This is a genomic window from Pradoshia eiseniae, from assembly GCF_002946355.1.
Lineage (GTDB): Bacteria > Bacillota > Bacilli > Bacillales > Pradoshiaceae > Pradoshia > Pradoshia eiseniae.
In genome coordinates this window covers 33477-59738 of sequence record NZ_PKOZ01000009.1, presented here as the reverse complement: position 1 = coordinate 59738, position 26262 = coordinate 33477, and the positions used below count along the sequence as shown (strand labels likewise).

The window sequence follows — 26262 nt, the reverse complement described above, 5'->3', positions numbered from 1 at the left end:
TCATTATACAGTTCTTCCCTCGTTTTCACGAATGGATGGCTCACTTAATTACAATCGTTGGAAGACAATGCGGCCGTCTACTACCGTTTTTACCGCTCTTGCCTTCAGCATATCTTCAGTAGTCCCCGCAAATAAATCCCGATCGAAAACAGAGAAGTCGGCTGCATAGCCCCGCTTGATTAAACCTCGTTCATGCTCCTTGCAAATAGCCTGGGCACTACCGACCGTGTACATTTGAATTGCTTCATAGCGTGAGATTTTCTCTTCGGGAATATAACCGTCATGCTGCTGATTAGGACTTTTCCGTTCAACAGCGGCATAAATGGTCCAAAGCGGGTTGATGTCCTCCACTGGGGCATCCGTTCCTGCCGCACAGATAAACCCTTCGTTGATGAGCGTTTTGCAGGTATAGGACCATTTCAATCTTTCTGAGCCCAAGCGGTCAATGACCCAAGGGAAATCAGATGGAACGAAGGCAGGCTGAAGGTCTAAAACGACCGCGAGCTTTTTCATACGCTCAATTAAGTCTGGGCGAAGGACGCTGCAATGGATGAGGCGATCACGTTTACCTGCTGCAACAGGGTATTTCTCAAGGACACTGATCACTTGCTCTGCAGCCATATCGCCAATGATATGGACAGCGACCGCCTCATCATAGGCCCTTGCCAGCTGAACCAATCTCACTAGCTCTTCATCCGAATGAATGAGAAGTCCATGAGTTTCTGGATTATCTGCATATGGACTGGATAAGGCGGCCGTAGAGCCTCCGAATGCACCATCCGCAAAGATCTTCATCGCACCCGGTTCAATGAAAGGCTCATCATATTGAGGCTTATCCTTTATCATTTGCTCAAAGACCGCATTATGCCTAAGCAAGTGGACCCTGAAATGATGAGCTTTCCCGACTGTCCGCTGGAAAGCGGTAAGCGGGTTTTGATAAGGACCGAAATAATCCATATCCTCCGTATGCACACCAGTCAACCCATAGCTCTGCAGCTGCCGGATGGCTCTCTCAAGCGCCTCCGTTAAGTAGGCAAGATACTCTTCTCCTTTTTTGGGCTGTGCATCATTCACCGCATTCATTGCCTGATCATATAATAGCCCATTTAAGTTGCCGGTCTCATCGCGGCCAATCTCCCCGCCTTTAGGCGCGATGCTATGTACATTTATTCCGCCGACTTTCAGGGCAGCCGTATTTGCTAGAGTCATATGGCGGCATACACGTGTTAATAGCATGGGGCCGGTATGGATGGCATCAAGCTCAGCAAGGGAGGGTATTCGTTTATCAGTAAACTGATTCTCATTCCAGCCATCACCAAACAGCCATTTCCCATCAGGCGTTTTCTCTGCTGCCTCCCTGAGCATATCAAGCATCTCATCTGCTGACTTTGCCTGTGATAGATCCAGCCTCATAAGCTTTTCTCCCTGATAGAGAAGGTGAATATGACTATCAACAAACCCTGGGTACATAGCGGCTCCTTTCAAATCGATCTCTTCATCCGCCAGGTCTTTCAAATCAGCAAGCTTTCCAGCATCAAGGATGAAGCCGTTTTCCACCAGAACAGCTTCGACCGTTTCCATCTCCCGCTCCATCGTGTAAATAGGGCCGCCAAACCATAGTTGTTTCATCCTTCTATCCCCTTTTATCAAAAATCAACGTCTATTCTCTAATGTTTTTATTATTGTACAAACTTGGAATAATATGGTCAATTTCTTTGTTCGTCCTTACAATATATGTTTTATCAGGATCATTATTGTCAAACGAAGAGATGGAATTGTGCTTAGAATGAGATGAGCCGGATCGTTTTTACATGGATTGGCTTCATATAGCCCTGACCTCTATAAGTCCTGATTCCTGTCCTAACAAAACAACCCCCTCTATAGTAGAAGGGGTTGTTCCTATTAAGCAAAGCTCGTTTGTTTTTTCTCTATTCTGTTTTTAATCGCCTTGACGTCCGCGATAAATTGGTCCACCTTCTCTTCTCTGGTCGCCCATGAAGTGATCAGGCGAATGGCGGAAGTTTTCTCATTCACTCGTTGCCAAATATAGAATGAATATTTCTTTTGCAGCTCTTCAATCAGCTGATCGGAAAGAACCGGGAAGAGCTGGTTGGTAGATGCTTGCACCAAGAAGGTTACGCCATTAGCTGCTAATCCGTCTTGCAGCCTTTGGGCCATCAGGTTGGCATGATCGGCTAAATCCCAGAAAAGATGCCCTTTAAACAATTCCGTAAACTGAATGCCGAGAAGTCTGCTTTTCGCAAGCATGGCCCCTTTTTGCTTCATTGAATAACGGAAATCTTCCTTTAATTCATCCCGCTGGATAATAAGTGCCTCTCCCATTAGCGCTCCATTTTTCGTCCCGCCGATATAGAACGCATCAGGATATGCCGCAAATTCAGCGAGCGTCATATCATTTTCAGCTGACATAAGCGCCGAGCCAAGTCGGGCGCCATCCACATACAAATAGAGATTATTTTTCGTGCAAACCTCTTTCAAAGCTCGTAATTCATCTTTTTTATAAATGGTCCCTAGCTCTGTCGGATTGGAGATATAGACGAGCTTCGGTCTCACGGTATGTTCATCAGGATGGGCGGCCAATACCGCTTCCACTTGTTCAGGCTTAAGCTTTCCGTTATACCCCGGAACGGTTATGACCTTATGCCCTGTCGCTTCAATTGCTCCCGCTTCATTGACAAATATATGTCCCGTATGCGGAGCAATCACCGCGTGATGGGGCTTTAAGAAGGCGGAAATCGCCGTAAGATTTGTCTGTGTACCGCCATTGAGAAAATGAATATCTATATCAGGATTTTGGATTTTTTCCTTTAACAGCCGGATGGCTTCCTTCGTAAAAGTATCATACCCATAGCCTTCTTCTTGTTGCATATTCGATTCCACTAATGCTTTCAATAAAGCCGGATGGGCACCTTCACAATAATCATTTTTAAAACTATACATTCTGTATTGCCTCCACTGTGTTAACATTCTAAACTCTGTTATTTTAGAATAAGGAAAAAAGAGCCTTTTTTCAACCACTTTTACTTAAATACCTCTGTGGATTAAAGTGATTCATAGAAAAAACCACACATGATTTGCTGTGTATCTCTCAGATTAGTTTTGCACAGAAAAACATTTTCACTTGATATCCACGGAATATGTCTCGTCACGTATTAAGGAAAGGAGCAGTCCGGTGGCTCCATTGTAGAGGAAATCAGCACAAGGATGGCTCCAATGTTAACCCCAGGACCAGAAAAAGCTCCCCATATAGCAGCAGACCACGTCTTCAGCATTCGTCTTTCAATTAATATCGTATTCTCTCATAAACATAGGCTATAGCAATCAGGAATAAACCTTTTCAATGAAAATGCACTGGAAGGCATATAATGCGTTAATCAAAAATATGTTGTACAAACTAATCAATTAGCAGGAGGGATCTCTTTTGCATGATATTCTTGTGACCGCAGACATGATAGCCCGCTACCATTGCTTAATGAAGGAAAAAAAGACGATTGAAGATGAAATGAATGCATTAAAGGAAGTCTTCCATCATTTCTTTGACAAGCATACCGGCGTCAACCAAAAAGGAGAGTTAATCGAAAACGGTCTGAAGCTGCAGCGCCAAATCAGGAAAACGGAAAAATATCTGCCAGAGCCAACCGTGAAAAAACTAGAAGAACTAAGAATGAGCGAGTTAATCGAAGTAAAAAAGATACCGGATGAGCAGAAAATAAGCGCCTCTATAAAATTAGGCTTATTGAATGAAGAAGACCTTGCAGGATGTAAAATGATTAACTATTCAAAAGCCATTGCCATAAAAGAGGTATGATCTTCATTCTTATCGACAATTGGTACCTTCGAATGATAAATATGACAGGGGTCTTACTGCTTTTGGCATTATCCCTGTCTTTTATCGTATACTCACAACCTATTTTTCTGCTCCTTTCCTTTTGGCTTGCGGTTATTCTCCCGACCCTATTCCTATTCCCCGTGTGTTCCAGCATGACGATTTATATTTGCCTTTCATTGTTCTTACCTTCAGGTCCAATGATTTGATTAATCCCCATATACAGCAGCTTTAAAAAGAACAGGCATGGATGGCAGCCGTTAGATAGTTCGTCTGTTCAATGCTCCCTAATGGAAGCTTTCATGACAAAGTTCCATCCGTATACCCATCAGGGCACCCAGGTACCGCCCCCAAAAAACCTTTTGCTGCATAATAATCTCTCCCTGCGACGCTCCATCATGTAGTCTTAAAACTCCATAACCTCACTATTTAGTTTGTCACTTCTCATTTCGGGTAAATACAGAACGGATGCCTAGAAAAAAAGGCACATCATTTTAGGAGGTCATACTTATGAGTAAAGTCGTCATTATTACCGGAGCAGGCAGCGGGCTAGGACAAGCGGTCGCCATCCGCTTAGCTCAGGAGAAAATAAACATCGTTGCGGTTGATATAAATGAAGAAGGAGGCCGTGAAACCGTCGAGATGGTAAAGCAATCTGGTGTTGACGCCATGTTTATCAAAGCGGATGTTTCTAAGGCAGAGGATGTAAAGAACTATGTGGACCAAACTGTAGAACGTTTTGGAACGATTGATTATTTCTTTAATAATGCTGGCATTTCCGGCAGCGGGTCCTATTTCCTCGATTCAAAGATCGAAGAGATTCAGCAAATCGTCAACATTAATCTGATGGGTGCTTTGTACGGTGTCCGATATGTTGCGGAAGTCATGCTTAAGAACGGTGCTGGTTCAATCGTCAATACAGCTTCAAGCGCCGGTGTCATCGGGCAGGATTCTGTAGTAACCTACTCCGCCACAAAGCATGGAATTATCGGATTAACAAAAAGCATGGTCGCTGAATATGCAAAGGATGGATTACGCATCAATGCTATTGCACCAGGTCCAACAGAAACACCAATGGTCAAAGCTTTTTATGAAGCAAACCCTTCAATGAAAGAGAACGCGACGAAAGGAATCCCGCAAAAAAGGCTTGGAACCCCTGAAGAGGTCGCAGAGCTGGTCGCATTCCTGCTTACATCAAAAGCACAATACATTAATGGTGAAGTCATTCGCATAGACGGAGGATTTACGAATACTAAATAATTGCATTCCATAAAAAAGGACAATCACCGATTACAGGGTGGTTGTCCCTTTTATAATGGTACATTTTAATTGCTGCATTATCATTCCCTTTAACGTTGTATCCCCTGCGCAAATTCACATTCATTTATCTGCCGTAGAAAATTTAACAGGAACCTCCCTACCTTTCCCTTACTTAATGTAAGATTATCTAACAAATAAACTATAAAATTCGAAATAAGACGTTAGAAAAGATAACAAAAGGCATGACATTTGAATAAAATGCTCGTATTCTAATGTCAACAACTTATCTTCAGTAACAAAGGTAATACTTAAGGCGAAAGGGTGAATGTTCATGAAAAATCGAAGGAATGTCCAGTTAGCACAACTGATTATCCAATTAGACTTATTAAGAGATGAGCTTTACGAGGAGCTGCTGGATCATTGCGGCTCACGTGCTGATGATTTAATGCGCCTCCTGCAGAATAGCGAGAATAAGCGGGAGATCTTCACTAAACCGATTCCCTCAAACGAAAAGAAAGCCTATATCGGTCTGCTTGAAGCCTTGTTCTTATCCGCTGCCAATGAAAAGTCAGCAGGATAACCCTTATTTAACACAACAGCCAGCCCCCTATATCTTCCCACAAACAGCCGCAAGGATTTCTCCTTGCGGCTGTTCTCCTTGCCTTCACTTTCGCATCCGAAACTGCGCGTTAATCTGTCCTTTAATCATTTCATCACGGATTTTCCTGCGATTACTCTCCTTCGTTAACTTTTCCTTAATCTCCGCTGTTTGTACCCCTTCTTCTCTTTTCTCAGCAATCTTCATTAGGGTTTCAACATCTGCGAATGAATATTTTCTTACTCCCTTTTCCGTCCGGCCGGGAGCGAGCAGGCCCCGCTCCTCATAATAACGGATTTTCCGAAGGGTTAGACCTGTTAATTCACTGACAATTCCAATGGATATCACTTTTTTCTCTTTAAATGATGTCATAGCTCCCTCCTTTACCACATAGCTTTTGACATGCCTTATAGATGATTATCTCTAAATAAAGCGTTTTCTCAACTTTTTTGGGAGAAGTCCTAACATACGTTTTTATCAAACAGAGGAATGGTTGTGAGCTCATCGTCTTTTGTCTCCCTCCATCTAAAAAATGTATGTATTTGAATTTTCTGTTTTTTTATTTTTAACAATGTGAGATAATGTAACATATTATTAAAACGAGGTGAATAACAGATGACACAGGAGTCTTCCTATAAGGACAAAAAGGTCATAACAATAGGTGTAGTCAGAGAACTGACCGGATTGACAGAGAGGCAAATCCGATATTATGAAGAACGGAAATTGATATTTCCGAGTCGGACCTCCGGGGGAAGCAGGAAATACTCCTTCACCGATATCGAGCTGCTTATGGAAATAGCCGAGAAAATTGAGGATGGTGTCCAAACCTTCGAGATTCGCCAAGAAATGATCCGGGAGAAGAAAAAGGAGGATGCCGCTGCCCTGCGCAAGAAGATGCTACAAGGACAAATCAACGCTCAATTTGGAATCCGAAAGATATAGCCTTCCCTTTCAACCTCTTAGAATGAACCTCATATGCGAAACATTAGTCCTAATCCAATTTTCATGTAAGGATTTCTAACATCATTGTAGAAATCCATTTCTCTTGATGCGACAATACAATTACAGCAAGCGAAAATAATGAAATGGAAGGTGAGGACTAATGGAAGATACTTTATATTTAATGAACAGCCTCTGGATTATGATTTCAGCAATTTTAGTTATTTTAATGATTGGGGGCTTCATCCTGCTGGAGACAGGCTCCACCCGAATGAAGAACGCCGGACATATCGCCGGTAAAACGATACTCACATTCGGCATATCCTCCATTGTCTTCTGGGCAGTAGGATATGGATTGATTTTTGGAGATGGTGGCGGACTAAGTAAGTTTATTGGCTTATCTGACTTTTTCTATTCCGGAGCGGAGGCTGAAGGTGCCGCCTATAACGGGTCTGTATTCTTTGTTTTCCAAACAGCGTTTGCTGGAATTGCCATGACAATTGCTTTCGGCGGATTTGCTGAAAGAGCGAAGATGAGCGTCTATCTCGTATTCGCCGTTTTATTCGCCGTATTGGTTTACCCGCCAATCGCTCATTGGATTTGGGGCGGCGGCTGGTTAGCTGAACACGGGAAACAAGACTTTGCTGGCTCAACAGTCGTTCACTTAACTGGTGCGATGGCAGCCTTAGCTGCAACCATCCTCTTGAAGCCACGGATCGGCAAATTCAACAAAGATGGCTCTGCCAATAACCTGTATGGACATAACCAAGTGTACACTGCGCTTAGCGTCTTGCTTTTATGGGTTGGCTGGTTTGGCTTCAATGCCGGCAGCACGGTCTCTGTCGATGCCGGATTCTTCGGGTTTGTTGCTTTGAATACGAATCTCGCTGCTGCTGCAGGAACCGTTGCCGCGATGATGATTTCCTGGATTGTACTTGGCAAGGCAGATGTATCCATGATGCTAAACGGCGCATTGGCCGGTTTGGTTGCTATCACTGCTTCCTGTGCCTTCGTTGACACATGGGGTGCCCTCATCATTGGTTTCGTTGCTGGAATTCTCGTATTCTATAGCATCCGTTTCTTTGAAGCTCGCAAGATTGACGATCCTATCTATGCCCTTTCCGTTCACGGTGCTGCCGGAATCTGGGGTACATTATCTACTGGTTTCTTCGCCACAACTGAACTGGCTTCAGTCGGAAAACCAGGTCTATTCTACGGCGGCGGCTTTGAACAATTAGGCGTGCAGGCACTGGGAGTCGCAGTTTGCGGCGCATTTGCCTTCATCGTCTCCTACGGAATCTTGTACATTATGAAATCCGTCATGGGCGGACTTCGCGTAACAGAGGAAGAAGAAATCATGGGTCTTGATATGAGTGAGCATGGTGTCTATGGTTACCCGGAAATGCTGAAATCAGATTCAACCACTGCTCCTTCTGGCAAAACGACTTCCGTTATCTAGACAATAAACGCTTCATCATATAGCAGCTTTCATGCTGACTCACGCATTCCCCTTGGATTTGGATTCTCCTCCAAGGGGTTATGCCTGTTAAGGAGGCTTATTTATGTCCACTGTTCCTTGGCATTACATGGATATTCGCGACTATAGGAATCAAAAAATGAAAATACCGCCCTCCGACTCGATCATTCTCAATGAATGGCATGATGACATTATGAGGCGAGCTGTGCATCAATCGCTTGAACTTCATGCTTCATCTAACGGTCCTCCCCCCTCCTCCTTCTGCTTCTTTGTCATGGGAAGTGCCGGCCGCCAGGAGCAAGGGATTTGGAGTGACCAAGACCACGGAATCATTTATGAACAAAATACCGAGGAAGCCAAACAATATTTCGTTTCTTTAGGTGAAGAAATCTCTAATGGGCTAGCGATTACAGGATATCGGTTATGCGATGGAAAGGTGATGGCAAGCAACCCTTTTTGGTGCCGCTCCTTAGCAGAATGGAAAGGGCAAGTCGATGAATGGACAAATGAGGATTCTTGGGAATCCATTCGCTATCTATTAACGTTTCTCGACGGGCGATGCCTTGTCGGGCAAGAGGCTTATATCGAGGATGTGAAAAGGACGGCATATCGTTTCATTCATGAGAAGCATCTAATCAACCGTATCCTAGAGAATACGATGCATGCAAAAAAAGCCGTCAATATGCTGGGGCAATTTCTCGTCGAGACACATGGGACCTATACCGGTCTATTAAACATAAAGGAAACTGGTTTATTCCCCTATGTCAATGCAGGCAGGCTGCTCGCCATTTCCGGGAACTTGATGGCCACCTCTACCCGCCTGCGACTGCAGGAGCTTCCCCCTTCCGTCCTGAACGAGGAGAATAAGGAGAAGTTCAGCAGGCAATTTTTGAAGCTTCAGAAATATCGTCTCCTCTATGGAGATCATACCGATTATGAATCAGGTCATTACATATATATCGATCGCCTATCAAAGGCTGAAAGGAAAGAATTGAAAGACCTCATTAAGGATGGACAGCAATTGAATGAGTATGTACGGAAATTCGCTAAAAAGGAGGGACACCATGGGAATGAATGATTTTATCCAGTTTTTCAGAGGAATGGGAGGGAAAATCAGCTCAAATGTCTTAGCCGGCATGCAAGGGCAGACATCAGCGCAAAGCATTTCCTTTCTTCGCCAGCTCGAAAAGGAGGTTCGCCAAAAGGATGACCTCAGTTGTCCCCTTCATGAATTGGAAGTCGTCGTCTTCGACATAGAAACGACCGGATTCTACCCGGATAAAGGGGATAAAATTATCTCCATTGGAGCGGTTAAAATGAAAGGAACGGCATTCAGCGACGAGGAGACATTCTATTCCTTAATCAAAAATGAGGATTCCATCCCTCCAGAAATAGCCGCGCTGACGAATATCACTGATGAACAATTGAGAGATTCGCCTGAGGCTCATGAAGTCCTCCTGAAATTCTATCAATACATTTCATCGAGAATCCTGATTGCCCATCATTCCAAGCATGAACAATCCTTCATGCAAAAAGTCACATGGGATCTGATGAAAAAGAGATTCCAGCATAGAATCATTGACACTTCCTTTTTAACGAACCTCTTTAATCCCGTCTCACAAACACAGCCGCTTGAACGGTTATGCGAGGAGTGCGGCATAAACACCGCTGGGCGCCACCACGCACTCGGAGATGCAGTTATGACCGGCCATTTATGGGCTCATTATCTGCAAATGGCTTTGGATGCCGGCTATAGAAATCTCGGGGATGTGTACAGTGAAATCGCCAAACAAAGATGAAGAAGAGCCCTTTTGCAGGACCCTTCTTCATCTTTGTTTTATTCGTTACCTTTTTTCACCCATTCGGCAACAGTAAGTGTGCGTTTTGCCTGATACTTCACCGCTGCTTCAACATCCTCGACCATTTTGCCATCCTGTCCTACCGTCACACTTGTTCCATATGGATTGCCTCCCGCCTTATAAATGGAAGGGTCTGCATACCCTGGTGTCGCGACAATCGCTCCCCAATGGTACATCGTTGTGTATAAGGAGAGTATGGTTGCCTCCTGGCCGCCATGCTGGTTCTGAGCTGACGACATGGCACTTACTACCTTATTGACAAGCTTGCCGTTGAACCAAAGCCCTCCTGTCGTATCGAGGAATTGCTTCATTTGGGATGGCATATTGCCAAATCGGGTTGGCACGCTAAAGATAATCGCATCTGCCCATTCAAGATCATCTAATCTGACTTCCGGCACTTCCTTGGTGGATTCCAAAAACGCCTTCCAATCCTTATTGGCGTCAATGACGGATTGCGGGGCAAGCTCTGGCACCTTCATGACTTTCACTTCAGCCCCAGCGTCTATTCCCGCTTCTTCAGCCCATTTGGCCAGCTGATAATTGGTTCCGCCGACACTGTAATAAATGATGGCTAGTTTAATAGGCATGTCGTTTCTCCTCCTTTTCCTCGCCAACCTCTAGGTTTTTAATCTCCGTTCTATCCTTTTACCCTTTTTTTGCCTATTAGAAGCCTTTAATTGACCACTTATCCATTAATTTCCCGCACATATATTTTCATTAAATTTCGCTCAATCTCTCGTCTCATGGATTCATATTCATCAGGGAGCATCAAGGTCTCCCCAAGGTGACCTGCCTCCTCATCAATCAAAAACCCAGGAGGGTCAGTCGCTATCTCAAAAAGGATATCGCCATGCTCCTTGAAATAAATAGCCTGAAAATACTTTCTGTCTTTCACTGATGTCACCGCATAGCCTTTATTGATAAGAAACTCACGAGCTAGACCCTGCTCCTCATTGTCTGCTGCCCGCCAGGCAATATGATGCACCGTACCCGTTCCCATCCTTCCCCGCTCATGTTCAGATACATCCACATCGATGACGTTTCCAAATTCCGCTTCACTTCGGTACCGGACATAATCTCCTTCCTTCCCGACTGCCGCTAACCCCAGCCCATTCTTAATCAATCCCATCGTATGGCCAGGGGAGCTTGTTAGGAGAATGGCTCCGGCGAACCCTTTGATTCCTGTCTCAGGGCTTACCCCATTAAAAGACCAATCCGAGTGAGCGCCATTATCGCGTTCGACTAATTCAAGCTGAAGGCCGTGCGGGTCTTCAAAGGCGATATACGTTTCCCCGAATCGTACAGTTTTCTTGAAAGAAACGTGATAGGTTTGAAACCGTTCTTCCCAGAATGCCATGGATCCCGGAGGAATAGCGAAGCTTGTTACACCGACCTGCCCTGTTCCAATACGCCCTTTAAATCCTTTATTCCATGGAAAGAATGTCATAATGGTTCCGGGAGATCCTTTATCATTGCCAAAATAAAGATGATACGTGCCAGGATCATCGAAGTTTACGGTTTTTTTAACTAGACGCAGCCCGAGGATTCCGCTGTAAAAGTCCAGGTTCTCCTGCGGATTGCCAACGATGGCTGAAATGTGATGTATGCCCATTGTCTTGAACATATGCAAAACCCTCTCTTTAACTTATTCTTTTATTGTGTTTATTATCTCAAATTCGAGATAATAGTCAATGTAAATGCCTGCTTACGACAGATGCTCCCTGTCAGTCTACCATTCATCTGTCTTAAGAGGCGTTACAACTATAAAACGATCAGATTAATCGTTACTCCATAGACACAAGTAAAGATGATATAGATAGCTGGCACCATAACCAAATCATATCTAGCAAGCCTTGCAAGGGCCATTATCCGTTATAGGCTATGGTTTCATACGGATTGCAGTTAAAGCGCTGCAATCTTGTTATGTAAATCAGGAAACGGACTACATGTGTTGAATGACAAATAAGGCCGCTTCCTTATTCGAAACGGCTTTAGACAATATAGTTATAAGCGGATTGCATTATGTAAAACTGAAGAATTCTTATAGTGAATTACACGTTATTCTTTTCTTCGCCCCGTGCCAATTTTTCTTTCATGAAATCCAGGACATCATCTCGCAATTCCGAATTCTTTAAGGCAAATTCAATCGTCGTCTTGATGAATCCAATCTTCTCGCCGACATCATAGCGTGTTCCTTCAAATTCATAGGCAAACACACGCTGGATTTCATTGAGTTTTTGAATCGCATCGGTCAATTGAATCTCGCCTCCCGCTCCAGGCCGCTGATTCTCAAGGAACATAAAGATCTCAGGCATCAAAATATACCGTCCTAGGATAGCTAGATTAGACGGCGCCTTATCTGGGGCAGGTTTTTCGATAAAATCATGTACTTCATACAGGCGATTTGCCCGTTGTTTCCCCGGGTCAATAATTCCGTAGCGATGGGTTTCCGTATCAGGTACATGCTGAACGCCAATGATCGATGACAGAGTCTTGTTGTATTGTTCGATTAATTGTTGCAGGGATGGGGTTTCTGCCACGACCAGGTCATCACCGAGCAGGACGGCAAACGGTTCATCCCCGATAAATTTACGTGCACACCAAATCGCATGGCCCAACCCCTTTGGTTCCTTTTGCCGAATATAATGAATATCAACCTTTGATGGAGCTTGAACTTTCTCGAGCAAATCATATTTCTGTTGTTGCTCAAGGTTTGTCTCAAGCTCAAAAGCATTGTCAAAATGATCCTCAATCGCCCGTTTGCCCTTACCTGTCACAATAATGATGTCCTCGATTCCAGAGCCAATCGCCTCTTCAACGATATATTGTATGGTTGGCTTATCAACGATTGGCAGCATTTCCTTCGGCATCGCCTTAGTGGCCGGCAAAAATCGCGTCCCTAAGCCAGCTGCCGGTATAATGGCTTTTCTGACCTTCCTCATGTTTAACCCCTCCAACATAAAAATTCGCCAATGAATCATTTTATAGAAAAAACCATGTGCACATGACAAACAGCCTGACTATTTTACCAAACTCATACATTTTAGTTTACCAGGTTAAAAGCTGATGTTGGAATATCTGCAAATCATCATAATAAAAGCCTCCTTATATAGGAAGCTCTCATACTCTCATTATTATACATCTTTATTCAATAAGCAATTAAGAGGACTAACACGAGTACCCCCTGCATAAGCAGTACGCCGGCAACGGATTTCTCATTTCTTAATGACTTATACATCAGGCCGCCCAAAAGCATGAGGACAAGTGAGGCTATAGCTAGCCATATAACCATTTTTGGGGTAAACAAGACGACGAACCCAATGACGAAAAGTATTTGCAAAATCACAACGCCAAAAATAATTTTCTTGGCAGGATCTTTACGATGATTCGATGCCCAAGAGGCCAGTAATAAGATGGTCAAAAATGGGATGATGATTGATCCAAGGAAGGCGATCCAATCCATACACATCCCCCTTTCTATTTGATTGTTTCTCATACGATGATTGTCCAGGGAAAGAGATGTCGCATAATTCCGTCCTTTTCCCACTTATTGTGTATCTTATCACATTTTATGACTAATCTATAGCCAAAAGCTAAAAGTATGCTCTAAGCAAATAATCTTGGAATCTCCTTGACCATCGTATAAATCCCCATTATGGCCATTGTTATGACAATCATACCGCCAAGCAATGTCAGCCAGATTGGCTGCTTATAGTCCCCGACAATTCTTTTTTTATAGCTGGCAATCAGCATCACACAAAGCGCGATGGGCAGAATCAAGCCATTCAGGGCACCTACGAGAACGAGCACTTTCACTGGTTCACCGACTGTAGCGAAAACGACTGTCGATATAATAATGAAGCCAATCGTGAACCATTTTTGATTGCGTTCCACCAATAGGCTGAATGTCTTGATGAATGAAACTGATGTGTATGCCGCGCCAATGACACTTGTTACAGCCGCTGCCCACATGATGACCCCGAAAATCTTGTATCCGATATCGCCTGCTGCATATTGGAAAACAGAAGCTGCTGGATTGTCTGAATCTAACACCAGACCCTGTGAGACAATCCCAAGCACAGCGAGGAATAGAAAAATTCGCATAATCGAGGCGATTCCAATCGCACTGATGGCCCCTTTCGTCACTTCTCGCAGATTTTCCTTCCCCGTCACTCCTGCATCAATCAAACGATGACCGCCTGCAAATGTGATATAGCCACCAACCGTCCCGCCAACAAGGGTCACTATAGCCAAAAAATCAATTCTTTCTGGAGCAAATGTCCGCACCGCTGCTTCACCAACAGGTGGAGAGGCGGTAAACATCACATATATGGTCAGAATAATCATGACAAAACCCATCACTTGAGTGAAGCGGTCCATCGCTTTTCCCGCTTCCCTAATTAAAAAGATGCTAACCGCGACGATCCCGCTCAGGATAGCTCCCACACGGGCATCTACCCCGACAATGACATTTAATCCAAGACCAGCACCGCCAATATTGCCTATGTTAAACGCAAGACCGCCAATCACGATCATGGCAGCAAGGACATACCCCAATCCCGGGAGAAGCTCATTGGCGATATCCTGGGCTCTTCGTTTGGAAACGGCGATGACCCGCCATATATTCATCTGAGCGCCAAGGTCAATGATGATGGAAACCAAGATGACAAATCCCATGCTTGCGAGCAATTCCTCCGTAAAAACAGTTGTCTGTGTAAGAAATCCAGGCCCTATGGCTGAAGTCGCCATCAGGAATGCTGCTCCAAGCAGGATGCTTAACCGTGACTCCTTCTTTTCCATCTCATCATCTCCCTTCATGAAAAAATAGCTCTTATAAGAAATCTCCTATTCTCTTAATCTCAATATTTTCTTGGTTTAGGGTTTTCGTAATTTGTTCCGCAAACCGAAGTGCGCTCTCCCCATCTCCATGGATGCAAACCGTATGCGCGCAAATATCGATGTCAGGTCCATTAAGCGCCTTGACCTTTTGATCCTTCACCATGCGGACTACTTGGGCAATGGCTTCATCAGGGTTTTCAATAAGCGCCCCTGGCTTCCTTCTGGAAGTTAATGAGCCATCCTGCTGATAGGTTCGGTCGGAAAACACCTCACTCGCGGTACGAAGGCCAATTTCCTCCCCGGCTTTCACTAATTCGCTTCCGGATAAACCAAATAAAATCAGTTCTGCATCCACGTTATACACCGCTTCTGCGACCGCCCTTGCAAGCATAGAATCAACGGCCGCCATATTGAATAATGCCCCGTGAGGCTTGACATGCTGGAGTCTTCCCCCCTCTGAGCGCACAAACGCTTCCAGTGCGCCGATTTGATAGACAATCAAATCATACGCTTCTTCTGGGCTCACCTGCATTTCCCGCCGCCCAAATCCAACTAAGTCCTGAAATCCCGGATGGGCGCCAATGCCAACGTTCTCATCCAAGGCCATACGCACCGTTTTCTTCATGGTAGCCGGGTCACCCGCATGGAATCCGCAGGCAATATTCGCAGAAGTGACATACTTCAAAACCTCTGTATCGGCACCGAGCTGATAATTCCCGAAGCTTTCCCCCATATCACAATTGATATCGATAACATACATGATTTCTCCCCCTTCCCATCATTCCATCTCTAACGCGATCGCTCTTTTCAGGATTTGCAGCTCCTGCTCTTGTTCGATCAGCAGCCGCTGTGCCTCGTTCAATCCGATTACATTGAATTTCAAGCGGTCTCCTGGTTTCGATTGGGCAAGAATGGATCGATTCACCGTCGCGATCTGGGCAAGCTTTGCATACCCGCCGAGCGTTTGGCTGTCTGCCAAAAGGATGATCGGCTGCCCATCAGCAGGTACTTGGATTGTCCCAAACGAGACAGCCTCTGAGATGAACTCCCTTTGTTCTTTTAAGCTTAAATTTTCACCATCCAACCGATAGCCCATCCTGTCCGAGTCTGGCATCACGGTGTATTCCTTCTCTTCAAAGGAACGTTGACTATCCTCCGTGAATGCATCATATTGAAGCCCTTTAATCACTCTGATTGTTTTCGGCATCATGTCTTGTGAATGATTGAATCGATTAGCTGACCACTTAATTGGTTTATCCCACTCATCAATGGAAATGGTTCTCTTTAATGGCAGCACATCACCTTTCTTCAATGCCCGCCCTTTATATCCGCCTATCCCGGCCCTAAGGTAAGTGGAGGCACTTTGCATCACCCGATCGACGGAAAATCCGCCATGGACAGCCAAGTAAGAGCGAATGCCTTCCTTTGCTCTTCCAAAGGAAAGGACATCTCCTGCTCTCACCAAAACTGGACGATACATCTCAATCTTTTCCTCATTGATTGCAGGGGATAATTGTCCGCCCGTAATGGCGATCACCGCATCGTTCTGGAACTGGATCACAGGACCTGTCATCGTAATTTCGATTGCTTCATCATCCTCATCATTAAGCACAAGCATATTGGCGATCCGATGGGCTATCTGGTCCATTGAACCGCTTGAAATGATGCCATATCGTTTATAGCCTTTCCTTCCTAAATCCTGAATGGTTGATAGCAAACCAGGCTTTTCGATAATCATGCTTCCTCCCCTCCTAACGATAGATACTCCTCATAGCTAATCGGTTTAAACGATATTCGGTCACCGGCTTGCAGGAGAGCTGGGGGATTTTCATCCGGGAGGAAGAGTTCCTTCGGCGTCCTTCCGATCAATTGCCAGCCGCCAGGAGTTTCAATGGGATAGATGCCTGTCTGCTCACCGGCAATTCCAACAGACCGGGCCGGTATGCTTAGGCGGGGTGTTTCTTTCCTTGGTGCTGCAATCTTTTTATTCATGCCGCCTATATAGGGAAACCCAGGGGCAAAGCCAAGCATATAAACCAAATATTCTCCGCTAGAGTGTAGCTCTATGACCTCCTCCTCTGAGAGCTGATTATACTCAGCAACGTACGAAAGATCTGGTCCCAGCTCACCGCCATAACAAACAGGAATTTCTATCAATCTTTCATTTTTTCCTTCAGCGCTGCTCTCCACCGATAAGATTTCTTCCAGCCTCATACAGACCAATTCATAAGGAAGCTTGGATTCTTCTTGCTGTTTATGTACGATTACAGGATCATAAAATACAGCAATAGATGTATAGCTTGGAACAATCTCAATGAGCCAGTCCTCAGATACTCGATCGAGAGCCTTAACAGCCTTCATGACTTTCTCAAAATCTCCTTCGTTAATGTCTTGCCCAAAATGAATCATAATAGCGTTGTCTCCTAATGGAGATAAAGTATAATGCACTCCTATCACCCTTCGCTCATTATTATGTAACTATTTAAGAGTCTCCATTTCCTAATCAGTCATACGAGCTGACTCCCCTTTATCAATCTTGTCGAATAATTGCGTTCGCATCATTTGCCAAAGGATCCATCCAGCGTTCATACTTATCTTGTAAAAACTACTGACATTTCTATAAGTATTATTCTTTTGCACCATAACAATCTGCTAACCATATTTTCTTAGGAGGTTTTTCTCATGAATGAAGTCATACGCACGATCCAAAATCACCGCTCACACCGATCTTATCTTCCAAAAGAGATTGATGAACGTATGCTTGAGCAAATTATCCAATCTGTGCAAGCAGCACCAAGCTGGATTAACGGGCAGCAAGTATCCGTCATTGCGATTAAAGACCCTGATCGCAAAAAGAAGCTGGCTGCCCTCAGCGGCAATCAGAAGTATATTGAAGAAGCCCCAGTATTTCTTATTTTCTGTATCGATTTCTATCGAACTTATTTAGCAAGCCAAATGGAGAATACCCCATTTGTAGTGAGCGAAAATATAGATACGCTGCTTGTCGGCAGTACAGATGTTGGCATTGCTTTAGGTACAGCTGTCATAGCCGCTGAATCACTCGGCTTAGGCACTGTTCCAATCGGCGGAATTAGACGCAATCTTGAAGATGTCATTACTGAACTGAATCTTCCGCCATATGTTCTCCCGATATCTGGATTATGTGTCGGTTATCCGGATGGGGACCCGGGCCTAAAGCCGCGCCTCCCTCAAGAAGCGGTCTATCATGAAGAAATTTACCAACAGGATTTAAAGCCGGCCCTCGAAAATTACAATACAACTTACCAGGCTTATCTGGAGGAAAGGTCTTCCGGGAAACAAAGCGGGACCTGGACAAAAGCTGTAGCGGGCTTCTACAGCAAGCAATATTATGAGGGCATTGAAAAGGCTCTCAAAAAACAGCATTTGCCACATTACAAATGAGTGAGTCTTCTATCCTCCCATGAACGAGAGACGTTCATGGGAGGTTTCCTTTCCACATTTCCCTTTTCAGAAAAAAATACACTACTATTGTTATAATTTTCCGTAAATTAAGGTCGTTGGAAATAGCATATTCATATCCATTTTAAACCTCGAGTGTTAATAAATGATATCAGAGGCAACTTTATGGTAAGATAGCAACATCTATCATTGACCCTCATCATGATGGATATCTTTTCTAAATAGCTTACCCCTTAAAGCTATTATTCTAGAAATAGACTTCAATTTTAGGAGGTTACAAATGAACTTAACAAAGAAAATCATTTTAGGTCTTGTGCTGGGAGCTGTAGTTGGTATTACCCTTAATATTTATTCCCCTTCCCTATTTACGCAGCTTGACACGTATCTTTTCGGTCCGCTCGGGACTATCTTCATCAACTTAATTAAATTACTCGTCGTTCCAATCGTCCTCTTTTCCATCATCTTAGGTGTAGCCGGTTTAGGAGATCCAAAAAAGCTTGGAAGCATCGGTCTTAAGACGGTAACCTATTTCTTGATTACAACAGCACTAGCGATTATGCTGGCAATGGTGCTTGCAACCGTCATCTCACCAGGAACAAAAGGAGAGTTCGATACCTCTAATGCAGAGTTCTCAGCTAATGAAGCTCCATCCATTGCAGAAACATTACTAGGCATCATTCCGAGCAATCCATTTGAGGCCATGGTGAATGGAGATATGCTGCAAATCATCTTCTTCTCAGCCTTGATCGGCTTCGCTTTAACGGCTTTAGGAAAGAAAACTGAAGGTATAGTTAAGCTCATTGAGCAAGCGAATGAAGTAGTCATGTTCCTTGTGTTATGGGTCATGAAATTAGCCCCCTATGGAACGTTCGGTCTAATTGCAAGCGCTGTCGGAAGCCAAGGATTCGACGCCATGAAAGCGATGGGGCTGTATATGATTGTTGTTGTGCTAGCGCTTATTATTCATACTATTGTCGTATACGGAGGCAGTATCCTCTTGGTAGCCAAGAAGAATCCGTTGTGGTTCTTTAAAGGATTCGCGCCTGCAATGACACTTGGATTTAGTACATCAAGCAGTAATGCCACCCTTCCTGTTTCTATGGAAACGGCCCAGGATAATCTAGGGGTAAGAAAAGAAATTTCCAGCTTCGTTCAGCCGCTGGGCGCAACCATCAACATGGACGGTACGGCTATCATGCAAGGGGTCGCGACCATCTTCATCGCCCAGGTTTATGATGTTAACTTAAGTATCACTGCTCTCATTACTGTCGTCATCACGGCCGTATTAGCCTCCATCGGAACAGCCGGTGTACCTGGCGTAGGACTGATCATGCTAGCGATGGTATTAACTTCTGTTAATCTTCCAGTAGAAGGAATCGGATTAATTCTTGGGATTGACCGTTTGCTTGATATGGCTAGAACGTCTGTCAATATCACTGGAGACGCAGCATGTGCGGTTATGATTGACCAGCAAGAAAAAAGAAAAGCCGCAAAAGCTTCTTCTTCTGACACGATTGAGGCATAATGTTTCACTAGTTCCCGTCTGCAAAACTGAATGTTAGGCAGACGGGAACTTTTTTTTGTGCAGAGGATAAAAGATAGACACCTTATCGGAAGGCGGTTTTTATCCATTCGTATGACAAATGCAATGAAAGACAAAAGCACCCCGCCAGAACAGCGAGGTGCTTTGTCTTACTTGGACTTACAAATTATCTGTATCTATCCGATTTTTCGGATAAGTCCTTTTCTTATCTAAATCATCACGTTCATTCAGATTAGAATCACGTAATTGGTCATTATCTTTCTCAGACAGGTTGTCTGCTCTGCTCATATTGCCGACTGAGTCTTCGCTTTCTCCCTCTCGCCACAAATTATCCTGATTTTCGTTCTTGTCAGAATGACGTAATCGCTCATTATCTTTTACAGACAGATTATCTGTACGACTCATATTCCCGACTGTGTCTTGATTTTCTCCCTGACGATTCAACGTATCATTATGGTTCTTCATAGTAGTATCTCGCAATCGGTCATCAGCTGCTACGGAAAGATCATCCGAGCGGCTCATGTCTCCAATTGTTTCCTTGTTTTCACGTGGATTTCTCAAAGCATCATCATTGTCGCTCATGTTTGTTTGACGTAATCGTTCCTCATCCGTTACGGACAGATTATCCGCACGGCTCATGTCTCCAATTGTTTCCTTGTTTTCACGCGTATTTCTCAAAGCACCATCATTGTCGCTCATATTTTTTTGATGTAATCGGTCCTCGCCCTTTACGGAAAGATCATCTACACGGCTCATGTTGCCAACTGTATCTTCGCTTTCTCCCTGACGCCACATTTCATCGTTGTTTTCATTCCTGTTGGTGTTACGCAGCCGTTCCTCATCCGTCACAGACAGATTATCCGAACGGCTCATATTGCCGACTGTCTCTTGTTTTTCTTCTTGATGCCGCATCTTCATTTCATTTCTTGATGCGTATAAACCTTTATTATTCGTCATCTCACCATCTGTTTCAGACTGCAGCGTGCCAGCTGCTGCTTCATCAACCAGGATGAGAATTTTCCCATTTTCAACTTCATTCGCAAGGCTCTCAGCCTCTTCCCCGCGAATTCCCTTAGCAATTAAACGGTCCTCAATTCGCTCCGTTGAATCTACCATGAAAAAGCTCGCTATCTTGTCCATGAAGGAGTCCCCAACGGCCGCTTCTGTATCCACATCATTGTTTGGTTCCTCATTCGTGAATTGGATCCGATTGGCTTTATCAGCGAGAATAGTAATATCTGCCCCATCCGCACCTTTGTATTTCAGGGCATTTACCGCCTGCAAGGCTTCTTCTGATGTATCATATTTTCCGTAAACAATCTTAGCCATGTTCAATCTCTCCTTTGCGATTTAATAGTTTCATTCAACAAAATTTGTTGTGATCTCAATCTAGTTTGCTAAATATCCTTGAGGGACTATTTAGGGTTACATTATAGTTGATTCCCCGCCACCAGAGATGGAAAACCTTGACAAGCAAAAAAATAGAGATAAACTTTTATCAGAACAATTACGACATTGGAGAGGGGCATTTCTTTGGATACGACTTTTCATACAGATAAAGGGGTCTTTAATTATCGCACGGCTGCTGTTTGGACACATAACGAGCATATACTTTTGCATCGTCAAGCGGAAGACAGCTACTGGGCGCTTCCAGGCGGAAGAGTACGATTGGCAGAGGATTCAAAAACAAGCTTAATTCGGGAAATGAAGGAGGAACTTGGGGTGGATGTATCCATAGACCGTCTTCTGTGGTTTACGGAGAATTTCTTTGATTACCGAGGAACTCCATTCCACGAAATCGGACTCTATTACTCTATTTCATCTGCTCTTATGCCAAATGGCTTCACGAAGGATCCTTTTTATGGGCTTGAAGGCGAACGTCTTGTCTATCAATGGGTTGCCTTTGAAGAGTTATCGGCGAAGGTTGTCTATCCAACATTTCTGAAAGAAGGCATCTTCCATATTCCTCAGTCAACTGAGCATATTATCATACATAGATGACATAAAAAACGAGCCTAAAGATTGCAGGCTCGTTTCTTTCGTTCATTATCGTTAGTCAATTAGTTATTAATATATTTCTCATACACATCGCCAAAGTCCTTCACAGAGTATTGAGCTTTATTCGTCTTCAGCCATTCGAAGGTAAACTCTGCAATTCCTTTGTAGGATTCAAACACGGATGCCTCTTCTGAGCGAGAGCTTTGAATAGACTGGACAGCCCTGTCCAGGCTTTGGTTAGAGAAGCCTAGCGCCAGCTCATTTTCATAGTTAATCTCAGAAATACGGACAAGTGCCTTATACAGGTCTTTCAATTGTTCGATTTGGCTTTTCTTCACGTCGATATCAAAAGGTATATTTCCAATCGTGAATTTAATCTCGACATCGAGGTCAATCTTGCCGGCAGTCTCTAACATGACGTTGGAAATCTTATGCTGAGCATACGGATAGCGTTTCAGTACCCTTTTAGAAGAAACGGCACTTTCCCCATCCACATGGATGACAGCCAGATTAGTAAAGCAATATTCATCAGCCTTCGTTTTAATGAGGAAGTAAATCTGCTCCCCATCTTCATGCATCACATAGTCATCTGCGTCTGTTTTGTCATAATCTTCCTTCGATATAATCGTTCCTACATCTGATAGACCTAAAGCATCTGAAGCAATCTTCTTTAACAAAATGATTCTCCCCCTTCAATTCTTTCTGATTAAATTATATCATTTACCAACCAAGCAAGACTATGTAATCCCCTTTAAGTTCACTGAATATTCAACAAAATAATTGAATTTTTTACATGAAATAAATAAATACAACGGGTTTCGACTATTAATATTTATCATAGCTAGATTCCCTTATTTATTTCTTGATGATGTACTCCGACTATAGCCTATTTTAGCTATGTACAACAAAACCGCCATTCCACAAAGGGATATGACGGTTTTGTCTCAGGGCGGCTATACGTTATCTGCTTGATGTCTTAGTAGTTTAGATGCAGTCAGCAAGCTTATAGCCACATATACCAAGAAAGAGAAGACAATCGGCAGCACAACAGAATGCATCCCAAATGGCGTTGGGAAGTACTGATCGATTATGATGAATGAACCCATCCCCGTAATCATGGAGGCAATGGCACCATATTTATTGCCCTTCTCCCAGTAGAGTCCCATCACCACCGGCCAGATAAAGACCGATTCAAGTCCCCCAAACGCAAACAGATTTAGCCATATAATCAGATCTGGCGGTGTCATTGCGAAGAAGACTACTGATAATCCCACAATCGTTGTCACGCAGAAGCTGATTGTTTTAATTTGTCTCTCAGAGGAATCAGGCTTTAAGTAGTTGACGTATAAATCCTTCACAATCGTTGCACTTACTAGAATGAGCAATGAATCGACTGTCGACATGATAGCCGCCATGGGCGCAGCCAGCACAATACCGGCAACAAAGCCAGGCAGCACTTCCATCGCAAGCGTTGGCATGACCGTATCAGCTACCTCAATACCTGGTAGGACAGCTCGGGCAAGAACGCCGATCAAATGCATGCCAAGCATGACAGCACCAATCACGATTGTTCCAATAATAATCGCGCTATGCATTCCTTTGGAGTTCTTGTACGACATTGCCCTCATGCTGATTTGCGGTAGACCTACTACACCTACCCCCACCAATATCCAGAATGAGGATACATACAGCGGGGTAAGGTCTTGGTCAGCGCCATATGGGGAGACAAGATTCGGATTCTCAGCAACCAGCTCTGACATGATATTGTCCATTCCGCCGCCAGCGATAATCGTTGCAATCAGGAGGATAATCGTACCGAATAACATCACAATTCCCTGTACGCTATCCGTCAACGCAACCGCCCTGAATCCTCCAATGATGACATACACAAGCACAGATACGGCAAAGATTATGAGAGCCGTCCGGTACGGCAATCCAGTCAAGGATTCAATTAAACGAGCTCCGCCTACCCATTGAGCGGTCATGGATGCAAATAAGAAGATAATTATACTGAGTGATGAAAGGATAACGACCGTATCACTCTTATATCGGCCCTTCAAATAATCCACCATCGTAATGGCCTTATATTTACGCGCCATAATGGCAAATTTCTTCCCGAGAATCATTAAAACAAAATACCCGGCCGCAAGCTGCGCCATGGACAGAAGCACCCAGCCAAGACCGCGGGTGTAGGCGACACCTGGACCTCCGATAAAGCTAGAGGCACTTCCGTATGTTGCCATCATGGTCATGGCAAGCACAAATCCGCCTAGCTGCCTGCCGCCAAGGAAGTATTCCTGAAGAAAGGAATTGCTTTGATTAACCCGGCTATTCGCATAAAAACCAATAATAAATATAATGACCAAGAAGATGGCGAGAGGCAAAATCACTTCCCATTTCATTCTTCCTCCCCCTCTTCCTCATCCTCAAACGGAACTTCCTTAAAGAGGAATTTAACAACAAAGGCAACAAGCACGACCATAACCATAAACCCTACGACACAGCTGTAGAAAAACCAGGCCGGCATTCCTAATATGTATGTATATGATGTTGGATCGCCACTACCCATTCCATAAGCAAAAGCATACCACCAAATAAAGTTAATCAGCACCAGGATGACGCCGATGATTGCTTCACGATTGGCGATTTTAAAACGTTTATCTTTCATTCCTTCCTCCTTCTTCCCTTTAAAAGCAAAAATTTACACAGATAATACCATTAAACCAATCCGCCTAAAAAAAATGAAGTTGCAATAGCTGGTAATCAAAACAAAAAACACCATTCCTATTTTCCTATAAATATCCGAAAAAAACAAACCTGACTCTTCACGAAGAAAAGTCAGGTCAATTGCTTTAAGAAATATTCGATTTCTTTTTCTTATCCTCTTGCTCCCAATAGTCCGCATTCTTAATGCCGAGCTCTTTCGGATTGAAGACTGGGTCTTTCCCTTCTTTCCTCTGTCTCTCATAATCCTTAAGCGTAAGCAATGCCGGCTTCGCTAATATGACAATGGCGATGATGTTGAGCCATACCATGATCCCAAGCCCGATATCCCCTAAAGCCCAAGCCATGTTGGCCGTCTTCACGGAACCATAGAATGTCGCGGCAAGAATGACAATCTTCAAAATAAATATCGGAATCTGCCCTTTACGCTGTTTCATTAAGTAAGCGATATTGGTCTCAGCGATATAGTAATAGGCCATGATTGTCGTAAATGCAAAGAAGAACAACGATACAGCAACAAAGCCGGAACCAAATCCTGGCAGCACCTCATCTACTGCCATCTGTGTAAATGGACGGCTCTCATTGATTTCAGCCGTATCACCAAGATTGTTAACGATTAAGGATTGTTCATCCTCTGCAGTAACATTGTACATGCCAGTGAAGAGAATCATGAAGGCTGTCGCCGAGCAGACAAACAATGTGTCAATATAGACGGAAAATGCTTGGACAAGTCCTTGCTTAGCCGGATGGGAAACCTCTGCCGCAGCAGCCGGGTGAGGTCCTGTTCCTTGACCCGCTTCGTTTGAATAAACTCCGCGCTTTACTCCCCAAGCTATTGCGCTTCCTAACAATCCGCCGAAGACAGAATCTGCTCCAAATGCACTGGTGACAATCAAGGAGATGACCCCTGGCACCTCTGTGATATTGAAGGCGATGACAATTAATGAAACGAGGATATACCCAATCGCCATGAATGGTACGATCAGCTGCGCCGTTTGAGCAATCCTTTTAATTCCCCCGAGAATGATGAACCCTAAAAGAAGCACAATCAAAGCCCCAGTTATATAGGTAGGGATATTGAAGGCTTCCTTAAAGCTTCCTGCAATGGCATTTGATTGAACACCTGGCATTAAGATGGCCATGGCAATGATGGCTGCCCCTGCAAATAAAACCGCAAACCACTTCCAGCCTATCCCCTTTTCAATATAATAGGCAGGACCGCCTCGATAAACTCCATCCTTCTTAACCTTATAAATTTGGGCAAGAGTCGATTCGACAAAGGCACTGGATGCACCAATGAAGGCAATCATCCACATCCAGAACACGGCTCCTGGACCACCGTAATAAATAGCTGATGCGACACCAGCAATATTACCTGTTCCTACACGGCCAGATAGCGATATGGCCAATGCCTGGAAGGATGAAACCCCTGCACTTGAACTTTTCCCCTGAAACATTAACGTGACCATGTCCTTCAAATGCCTGACCTGCAAAAACCTTGTTAAGATGGAAAAAATAAGACCTACACCTAAAAGAATATAAATAACCGGTGTACTCCAAAACACATCATTTGCCAGAAACGTAATGAATTCTTCCAAAAAACCACCCCTTTAGTCTGAATATTTTCTATATTTTCATTTTTCTATTATATAGGAGGAGCATTGGTTTTTACCATATGACTTTAGACCTATGAATCTTTCATTTTTTGTCATATTTTCTCGAAAAGCAGTTAATTTT

26 protein-coding genes are annotated in these 26262 nt (G+C 43.9%); 10 read left to right on the top strand and 16 right to left on the bottom strand.

Annotated elements, in window-relative coordinates:
• Positions 1 to 48 precede the first annotated feature (48 nt).
• Positions 49 to 1629, bottom strand: a complete 1581-nt coding sequence (locus CYL18_RS14045; protein WP_104850160.1) for an amidohydrolase — start codon at positions 1627 to 1629, stop codon at positions 49 to 51.
• A gap of 273 nt (positions 1630 to 1902) precedes the next feature.
• On the bottom strand, positions 1903 to 2961 hold the full coding sequence (locus CYL18_RS14040) for a threonine aldolase family protein (RefSeq protein ID WP_104850159.1): 1059 nt from the start codon (positions 2959 to 2961) through the stop codon (positions 1903 to 1905).
• 481 nt (positions 2962 to 3442) lie between these two features.
• Between CYL18_RS14040 and CYL18_RS14035 the strand changes: the two genes are divergently transcribed.
• From CYL18_RS14035 to CYL18_RS14025, 3 genes are all read left to right on the top strand, one after another.
• Positions 3443 to 3829 (top strand): hypothetical protein, encoded by a 387-nt coding sequence (locus tag CYL18_RS14035; RefSeq protein WP_236636485.1) that lies wholly within the window; start codon positions 3443 to 3445, stop codon positions 3827 to 3829.
• A gap of 528 nt (positions 3830 to 4357) precedes the next feature.
• The gene (locus tag CYL18_RS14030) at positions 4358 to 5107 is read left to right on the top strand and encodes an SDR family NAD(P)-dependent oxidoreductase (RefSeq protein WP_104850158.1); all 750 of its coding nucleotides are present in this window, start codon (positions 4358 to 4360) and stop codon (positions 5105 to 5107) included.
• Between the two features lie 331 nt (positions 5108 to 5438).
• Positions 5439 to 5687 carry a hypothetical protein gene (locus CYL18_RS14025; RefSeq protein WP_201741289.1) on the top strand — a complete coding sequence of 83 codons (249 nt, stop codon included), beginning with the start codon at positions 5439 to 5441 and terminating at the stop codon, positions 5685 to 5687.
• Between the two features lie 84 nt (positions 5688 to 5771).
• Here the strand turns inward: CYL18_RS14025 and CYL18_RS14020 are convergent, their stop codons facing one another.
• Positions 5772 to 6077 (bottom strand): MerR family transcriptional regulator, encoded by a 306-nt coding sequence (locus tag CYL18_RS14020; protein ID WP_104850156.1) that lies wholly within the window; start codon positions 6075 to 6077, stop codon positions 5772 to 5774.
• Positions 6078 to 6320: 243 nt separating this feature from the next.
• Between CYL18_RS14020 and CYL18_RS14015 the strand changes: the two genes are divergently transcribed.
• From CYL18_RS14015 to CYL18_RS14000, 4 genes are all read left to right on the top strand, one after another.
• A complete protein-coding gene (locus tag CYL18_RS14015; protein WP_104850155.1) occupies positions 6321 to 6647 on the top strand; it encodes a MerR family transcriptional regulator in 327 nt (108 codons plus the stop codon).
• Positions 6648 to 6807: 160 nt separating this feature from the next.
• On the top strand, positions 6808 to 8103 hold the full coding sequence (locus CYL18_RS14010) for an ammonium transporter (protein WP_104850154.1): 1296 nt from the start codon (positions 6808 to 6810) through the stop codon (positions 8101 to 8103).
• Positions 8104 to 8206: 103 nt separating this feature from the next.
• Positions 8207 to 9199, top strand: a complete 993-nt coding sequence (locus CYL18_RS14005; RefSeq protein WP_236636483.1) for a DUF294 nucleotidyltransferase-like domain-containing protein — start codon at positions 8207 to 8209, stop codon at positions 9197 to 9199.
• Positions 9186 to 9920, top strand: coding sequence for an exonuclease domain-containing protein (locus CYL18_RS14000; protein WP_104850153.1), 735 nt, complete (start codon positions 9186 to 9188; stop codon positions 9918 to 9920). The genes CYL18_RS14005 and CYL18_RS14000 overlap by 14 nt, the downstream gene beginning before the upstream one ends.
• 38 nt (positions 9921 to 9958) lie before the next feature.
• On the opposite strand, the gene wrbA is transcribed toward CYL18_RS14000, so the two are convergent.
• The 8 genes from wrbA to pxpB all read right to left on the bottom strand — a co-directional run bounded on the left by wrbA (position 9959) and on the right by pxpB (position 17267).
• Positions 9959 to 10567, bottom strand: a complete 609-nt coding sequence (wrbA, locus tag CYL18_RS13995) for an NAD(P)H:quinone oxidoreductase (RefSeq protein WP_104850152.1) — start codon at positions 10565 to 10567, stop codon at positions 9959 to 9961.
• Positions 10568 to 10665: 98 nt separating this feature from the next.
• Positions 10666 to 11604: a ring-cleaving dioxygenase gene (locus CYL18_RS13990; protein WP_104850151.1), complete on the bottom strand. Its 939-nt coding sequence runs from the start codon at positions 11602 to 11604 to the stop codon at positions 10666 to 10668.
• 427 nt (positions 11605 to 12031) lie between these two features.
• Positions 12032 to 12922, bottom strand: a complete 891-nt coding sequence (galU, locus tag CYL18_RS13985) for a UTP--glucose-1-phosphate uridylyltransferase GalU (protein ID WP_104850150.1) — start codon at positions 12920 to 12922, stop codon at positions 12032 to 12034.
• A 206-nt stretch (positions 12923 to 13128) separates the two neighbouring features.
• Positions 13129 to 13443, bottom strand: a complete 315-nt coding sequence (locus CYL18_RS13980) for a hypothetical protein (RefSeq protein ID WP_104850149.1) — start codon at positions 13441 to 13443, stop codon at positions 13129 to 13131.
• Between the two features lie 143 nt (positions 13444 to 13586).
• Positions 13587 to 14780 (bottom strand): NRAMP family divalent metal transporter, encoded by a 1194-nt coding sequence (locus CYL18_RS13975; RefSeq protein ID WP_104850207.1) that lies wholly within the window; start codon positions 14778 to 14780, stop codon positions 13587 to 13589.
• A gap of 31 nt (positions 14781 to 14811) precedes the next feature.
• The gene (locus CYL18_RS13970; protein WP_104850148.1) at positions 14812 to 15579 is read right to left on the bottom strand and encodes a LamB/YcsF family protein; all 768 of its coding nucleotides are present in this window, start codon (positions 15577 to 15579) and stop codon (positions 14812 to 14814) included.
• Between the two features lie 18 nt (positions 15580 to 15597).
• A complete protein-coding gene (locus CYL18_RS13965; RefSeq protein WP_104850147.1) occupies positions 15598 to 16557 on the bottom strand; it encodes a 5-oxoprolinase subunit C family protein in 960 nt (319 codons plus the stop codon).
• Positions 16554 to 17267 (bottom strand): 5-oxoprolinase subunit PxpB, encoded by a 714-nt coding sequence (gene pxpB / locus CYL18_RS13960; protein ID WP_104850146.1) that lies wholly within the window; start codon positions 17265 to 17267, stop codon positions 16554 to 16556. The genes CYL18_RS13965 and pxpB overlap by 4 nt, the downstream gene beginning before the upstream one ends.
• A gap of 234 nt (positions 17268 to 17501) precedes the next feature.
• Between pxpB and CYL18_RS13955 the strand changes: the two genes are divergently transcribed.
• Both CYL18_RS13955 and CYL18_RS13950 read left to right on the top strand, forming a co-directional pair.
• Positions 17502 to 18242: an NADPH-dependent oxidoreductase gene (locus tag CYL18_RS13955; protein WP_104850145.1), complete on the top strand. Its 741-nt coding sequence runs from the start codon at positions 17502 to 17504 to the stop codon at positions 18240 to 18242.
• A 298-nt stretch (positions 18243 to 18540) separates the two neighbouring features.
• Positions 18541 to 19785, top strand: coding sequence for a dicarboxylate/amino acid:cation symporter (locus CYL18_RS13950; RefSeq protein WP_104850144.1), 1245 nt, complete (start codon positions 18541 to 18543; stop codon positions 19783 to 19785).
• A 177-nt stretch (positions 19786 to 19962) separates the two neighbouring features.
• On the opposite strand, the gene CYL18_RS13945 is transcribed toward CYL18_RS13950, so the two are convergent.
• Positions 19963 to 21132 (bottom strand): general stress protein, encoded by a 1170-nt coding sequence (locus CYL18_RS13945; protein WP_104850143.1) that lies wholly within the window; start codon positions 21130 to 21132, stop codon positions 19963 to 19965.
• Between the two features lie 204 nt (positions 21133 to 21336).
• On the opposite strand from CYL18_RS13945, the gene CYL18_RS13940 reads away from it, so the two are divergent.
• On the top strand, positions 21337 to 21804 hold the full coding sequence (locus tag CYL18_RS13940; RefSeq protein WP_104850142.1) for an NUDIX hydrolase: 468 nt from the start codon (positions 21337 to 21339) through the stop codon (positions 21802 to 21804).
• Positions 21805 to 21863: 59 nt separating this feature from the next.
• Here the strand turns inward: CYL18_RS13940 and CYL18_RS13935 are convergent, their stop codons facing one another.
• The 4 genes from CYL18_RS13935 to CYL18_RS13920 form a co-directional block, all read right to left on the bottom strand.
• Complete coding sequence (locus tag CYL18_RS13935) at positions 21864 to 22478, bottom strand: PH domain-containing protein (RefSeq protein ID WP_104850141.1); 615 nt, start codon at positions 22476 to 22478, stop codon at positions 21864 to 21866.
• Positions 22479 to 22754: 276 nt separating this feature from the next.
• Complete coding sequence (gene panF, locus CYL18_RS13930) at positions 22755 to 24203, bottom strand: sodium/pantothenate symporter (RefSeq protein WP_104850140.1); 1449 nt, start codon at positions 24201 to 24203, stop codon at positions 22755 to 22757.
• Positions 24200 to 24469: a YhdT family protein gene (locus tag CYL18_RS13925; protein WP_104850139.1), complete on the bottom strand. Its 270-nt coding sequence runs from the start codon at positions 24467 to 24469 to the stop codon at positions 24200 to 24202. Before CYL18_RS13925 ends, panF begins: the two co-directional genes overlap by 4 nt.
• 184 nt (positions 24470 to 24653) lie before the next feature.
• Positions 24654 to 26123 carry an alanine/glycine:cation symporter family protein gene (locus CYL18_RS13920; protein ID WP_104850138.1) on the bottom strand — a complete coding sequence of 490 codons (1470 nt, stop codon included), beginning with the start codon at positions 26121 to 26123 and terminating at the stop codon, positions 24654 to 24656.
• Positions 26124 to 26262: the final 139 nt, after the last annotated feature.

What these genes read in the sequence shown, in the direction of transcription:
- CYL18_RS14045 (WP_104850160.1), bottom strand. Translation starts at nt 1,629, where the DNA reads ATGAAACAACTATGGTTTGGCGGCCCTATTTACACGATGGAGCGGGAG.
- CYL18_RS14040 (WP_104850159.1), bottom strand. Translation starts at nt 2,961, where the DNA reads ATGTATAGTTTTAAAAATGATTATTGTGAAGGTGCCCATCCGGCTTTA.
- CYL18_RS14030 (WP_104850158.1), top strand. Translation starts at nt 4,358, where the DNA reads ATGAGTAAAGTCGTCATTATTACCGGAGCAGGCAGCGGGCTAGGACAA.
- CYL18_RS14025 (WP_201741289.1), top strand. Translation starts at nt 5,439, where the DNA reads ATGAAAAATCGAAGGAATGTCCAGTTAGCACAACTGATTATCCAATTA.
- CYL18_RS14020 (WP_104850156.1), bottom strand. Translation starts at nt 6,077, where the DNA reads ATGACATCATTTAAAGAGAAAAAAGTGATATCCATTGGAATTGTCAGT.
- CYL18_RS14015 (WP_104850155.1), top strand. Translation starts at nt 6,321, where the DNA reads ATGACACAGGAGTCTTCCTATAAGGACAAAAAGGTCATAACAATAGGT.
- CYL18_RS14010 (WP_104850154.1), top strand. Translation starts at nt 6,808, where the DNA reads ATGGAAGATACTTTATATTTAATGAACAGCCTCTGGATTATGATTTCA.
- CYL18_RS14005 (WP_236636483.1), top strand. Translation starts at nt 8,207, where the DNA reads ATGTCCACTGTTCCTTGGCATTACATGGATATTCGCGACTATAGGAAT.
- CYL18_RS14000 (WP_104850153.1), top strand. Translation starts at nt 9,186, where the DNA reads ATGGGAATGAATGATTTTATCCAGTTTTTCAGAGGAATGGGAGGGAAA.
- wrbA (WP_104850152.1), bottom strand. Translation starts at nt 10,567, where the DNA reads ATGCCTATTAAACTAGCCATCATTTATTACAGTGTCGGCGGAACCAAT.
- CYL18_RS13990 (WP_104850151.1), bottom strand. Translation starts at nt 11,604, where the DNA reads ATGTTCAAGACAATGGGCATACATCACATTTCAGCCATCGTTGGCAAT.
- galU (WP_104850150.1), bottom strand. Translation starts at nt 12,922, where the DNA reads ATGAGGAAGGTCAGAAAAGCCATTATACCGGCAGCTGGCTTAGGGACG.
- CYL18_RS13980 (WP_104850149.1), bottom strand. Translation starts at nt 13,443, where the DNA reads ATGGATTGGATCGCCTTCCTTGGATCAATCATCATCCCATTTTTGACC.
- CYL18_RS13975 (WP_104850207.1), bottom strand. Translation starts at nt 14,780, where the DNA reads ATGGAAAAGAAGGAGTCACGGTTAAGCATCCTGCTTGGAGCAGCATTC.
- CYL18_RS13970 (WP_104850148.1), bottom strand. Translation starts at nt 15,579, where the DNA reads ATGTATGTTATCGATATCAATTGTGATATGGGGGAAAGCTTCGGGAAT.
- CYL18_RS13965 (WP_104850147.1), bottom strand. Translation starts at nt 16,557, where the DNA reads ATGATTATCGAAAAGCCTGGTTTGCTATCAACCATTCAGGATTTAGGA.
- CYL18_RS13955 (WP_104850145.1), top strand. Translation starts at nt 17,502, where the DNA reads ATGAATGAAGTCATACGCACGATCCAAAATCACCGCTCACACCGATCT.
- CYL18_RS13950 (WP_104850144.1), top strand. Translation starts at nt 18,541, where the DNA reads ATGAACTTAACAAAGAAAATCATTTTAGGTCTTGTGCTGGGAGCTGTA.
- CYL18_RS13945 (WP_104850143.1), bottom strand. Translation starts at nt 21,132, where the DNA reads ATGGCTAAGATTGTTTACGGAAAATATGATACATCAGAAGAAGCCTTG.
- panF (WP_104850140.1), bottom strand. Translation starts at nt 24,203, where the DNA reads ATGAAATGGGAAGTGATTTTGCCTCTCGCCATCTTCTTGGTCATTATA.
- CYL18_RS13925 (WP_104850139.1), bottom strand. Translation starts at nt 24,469, where the DNA reads ATGAAAGATAAACGTTTTAAAATCGCCAATCGTGAAGCAATCATCGGC.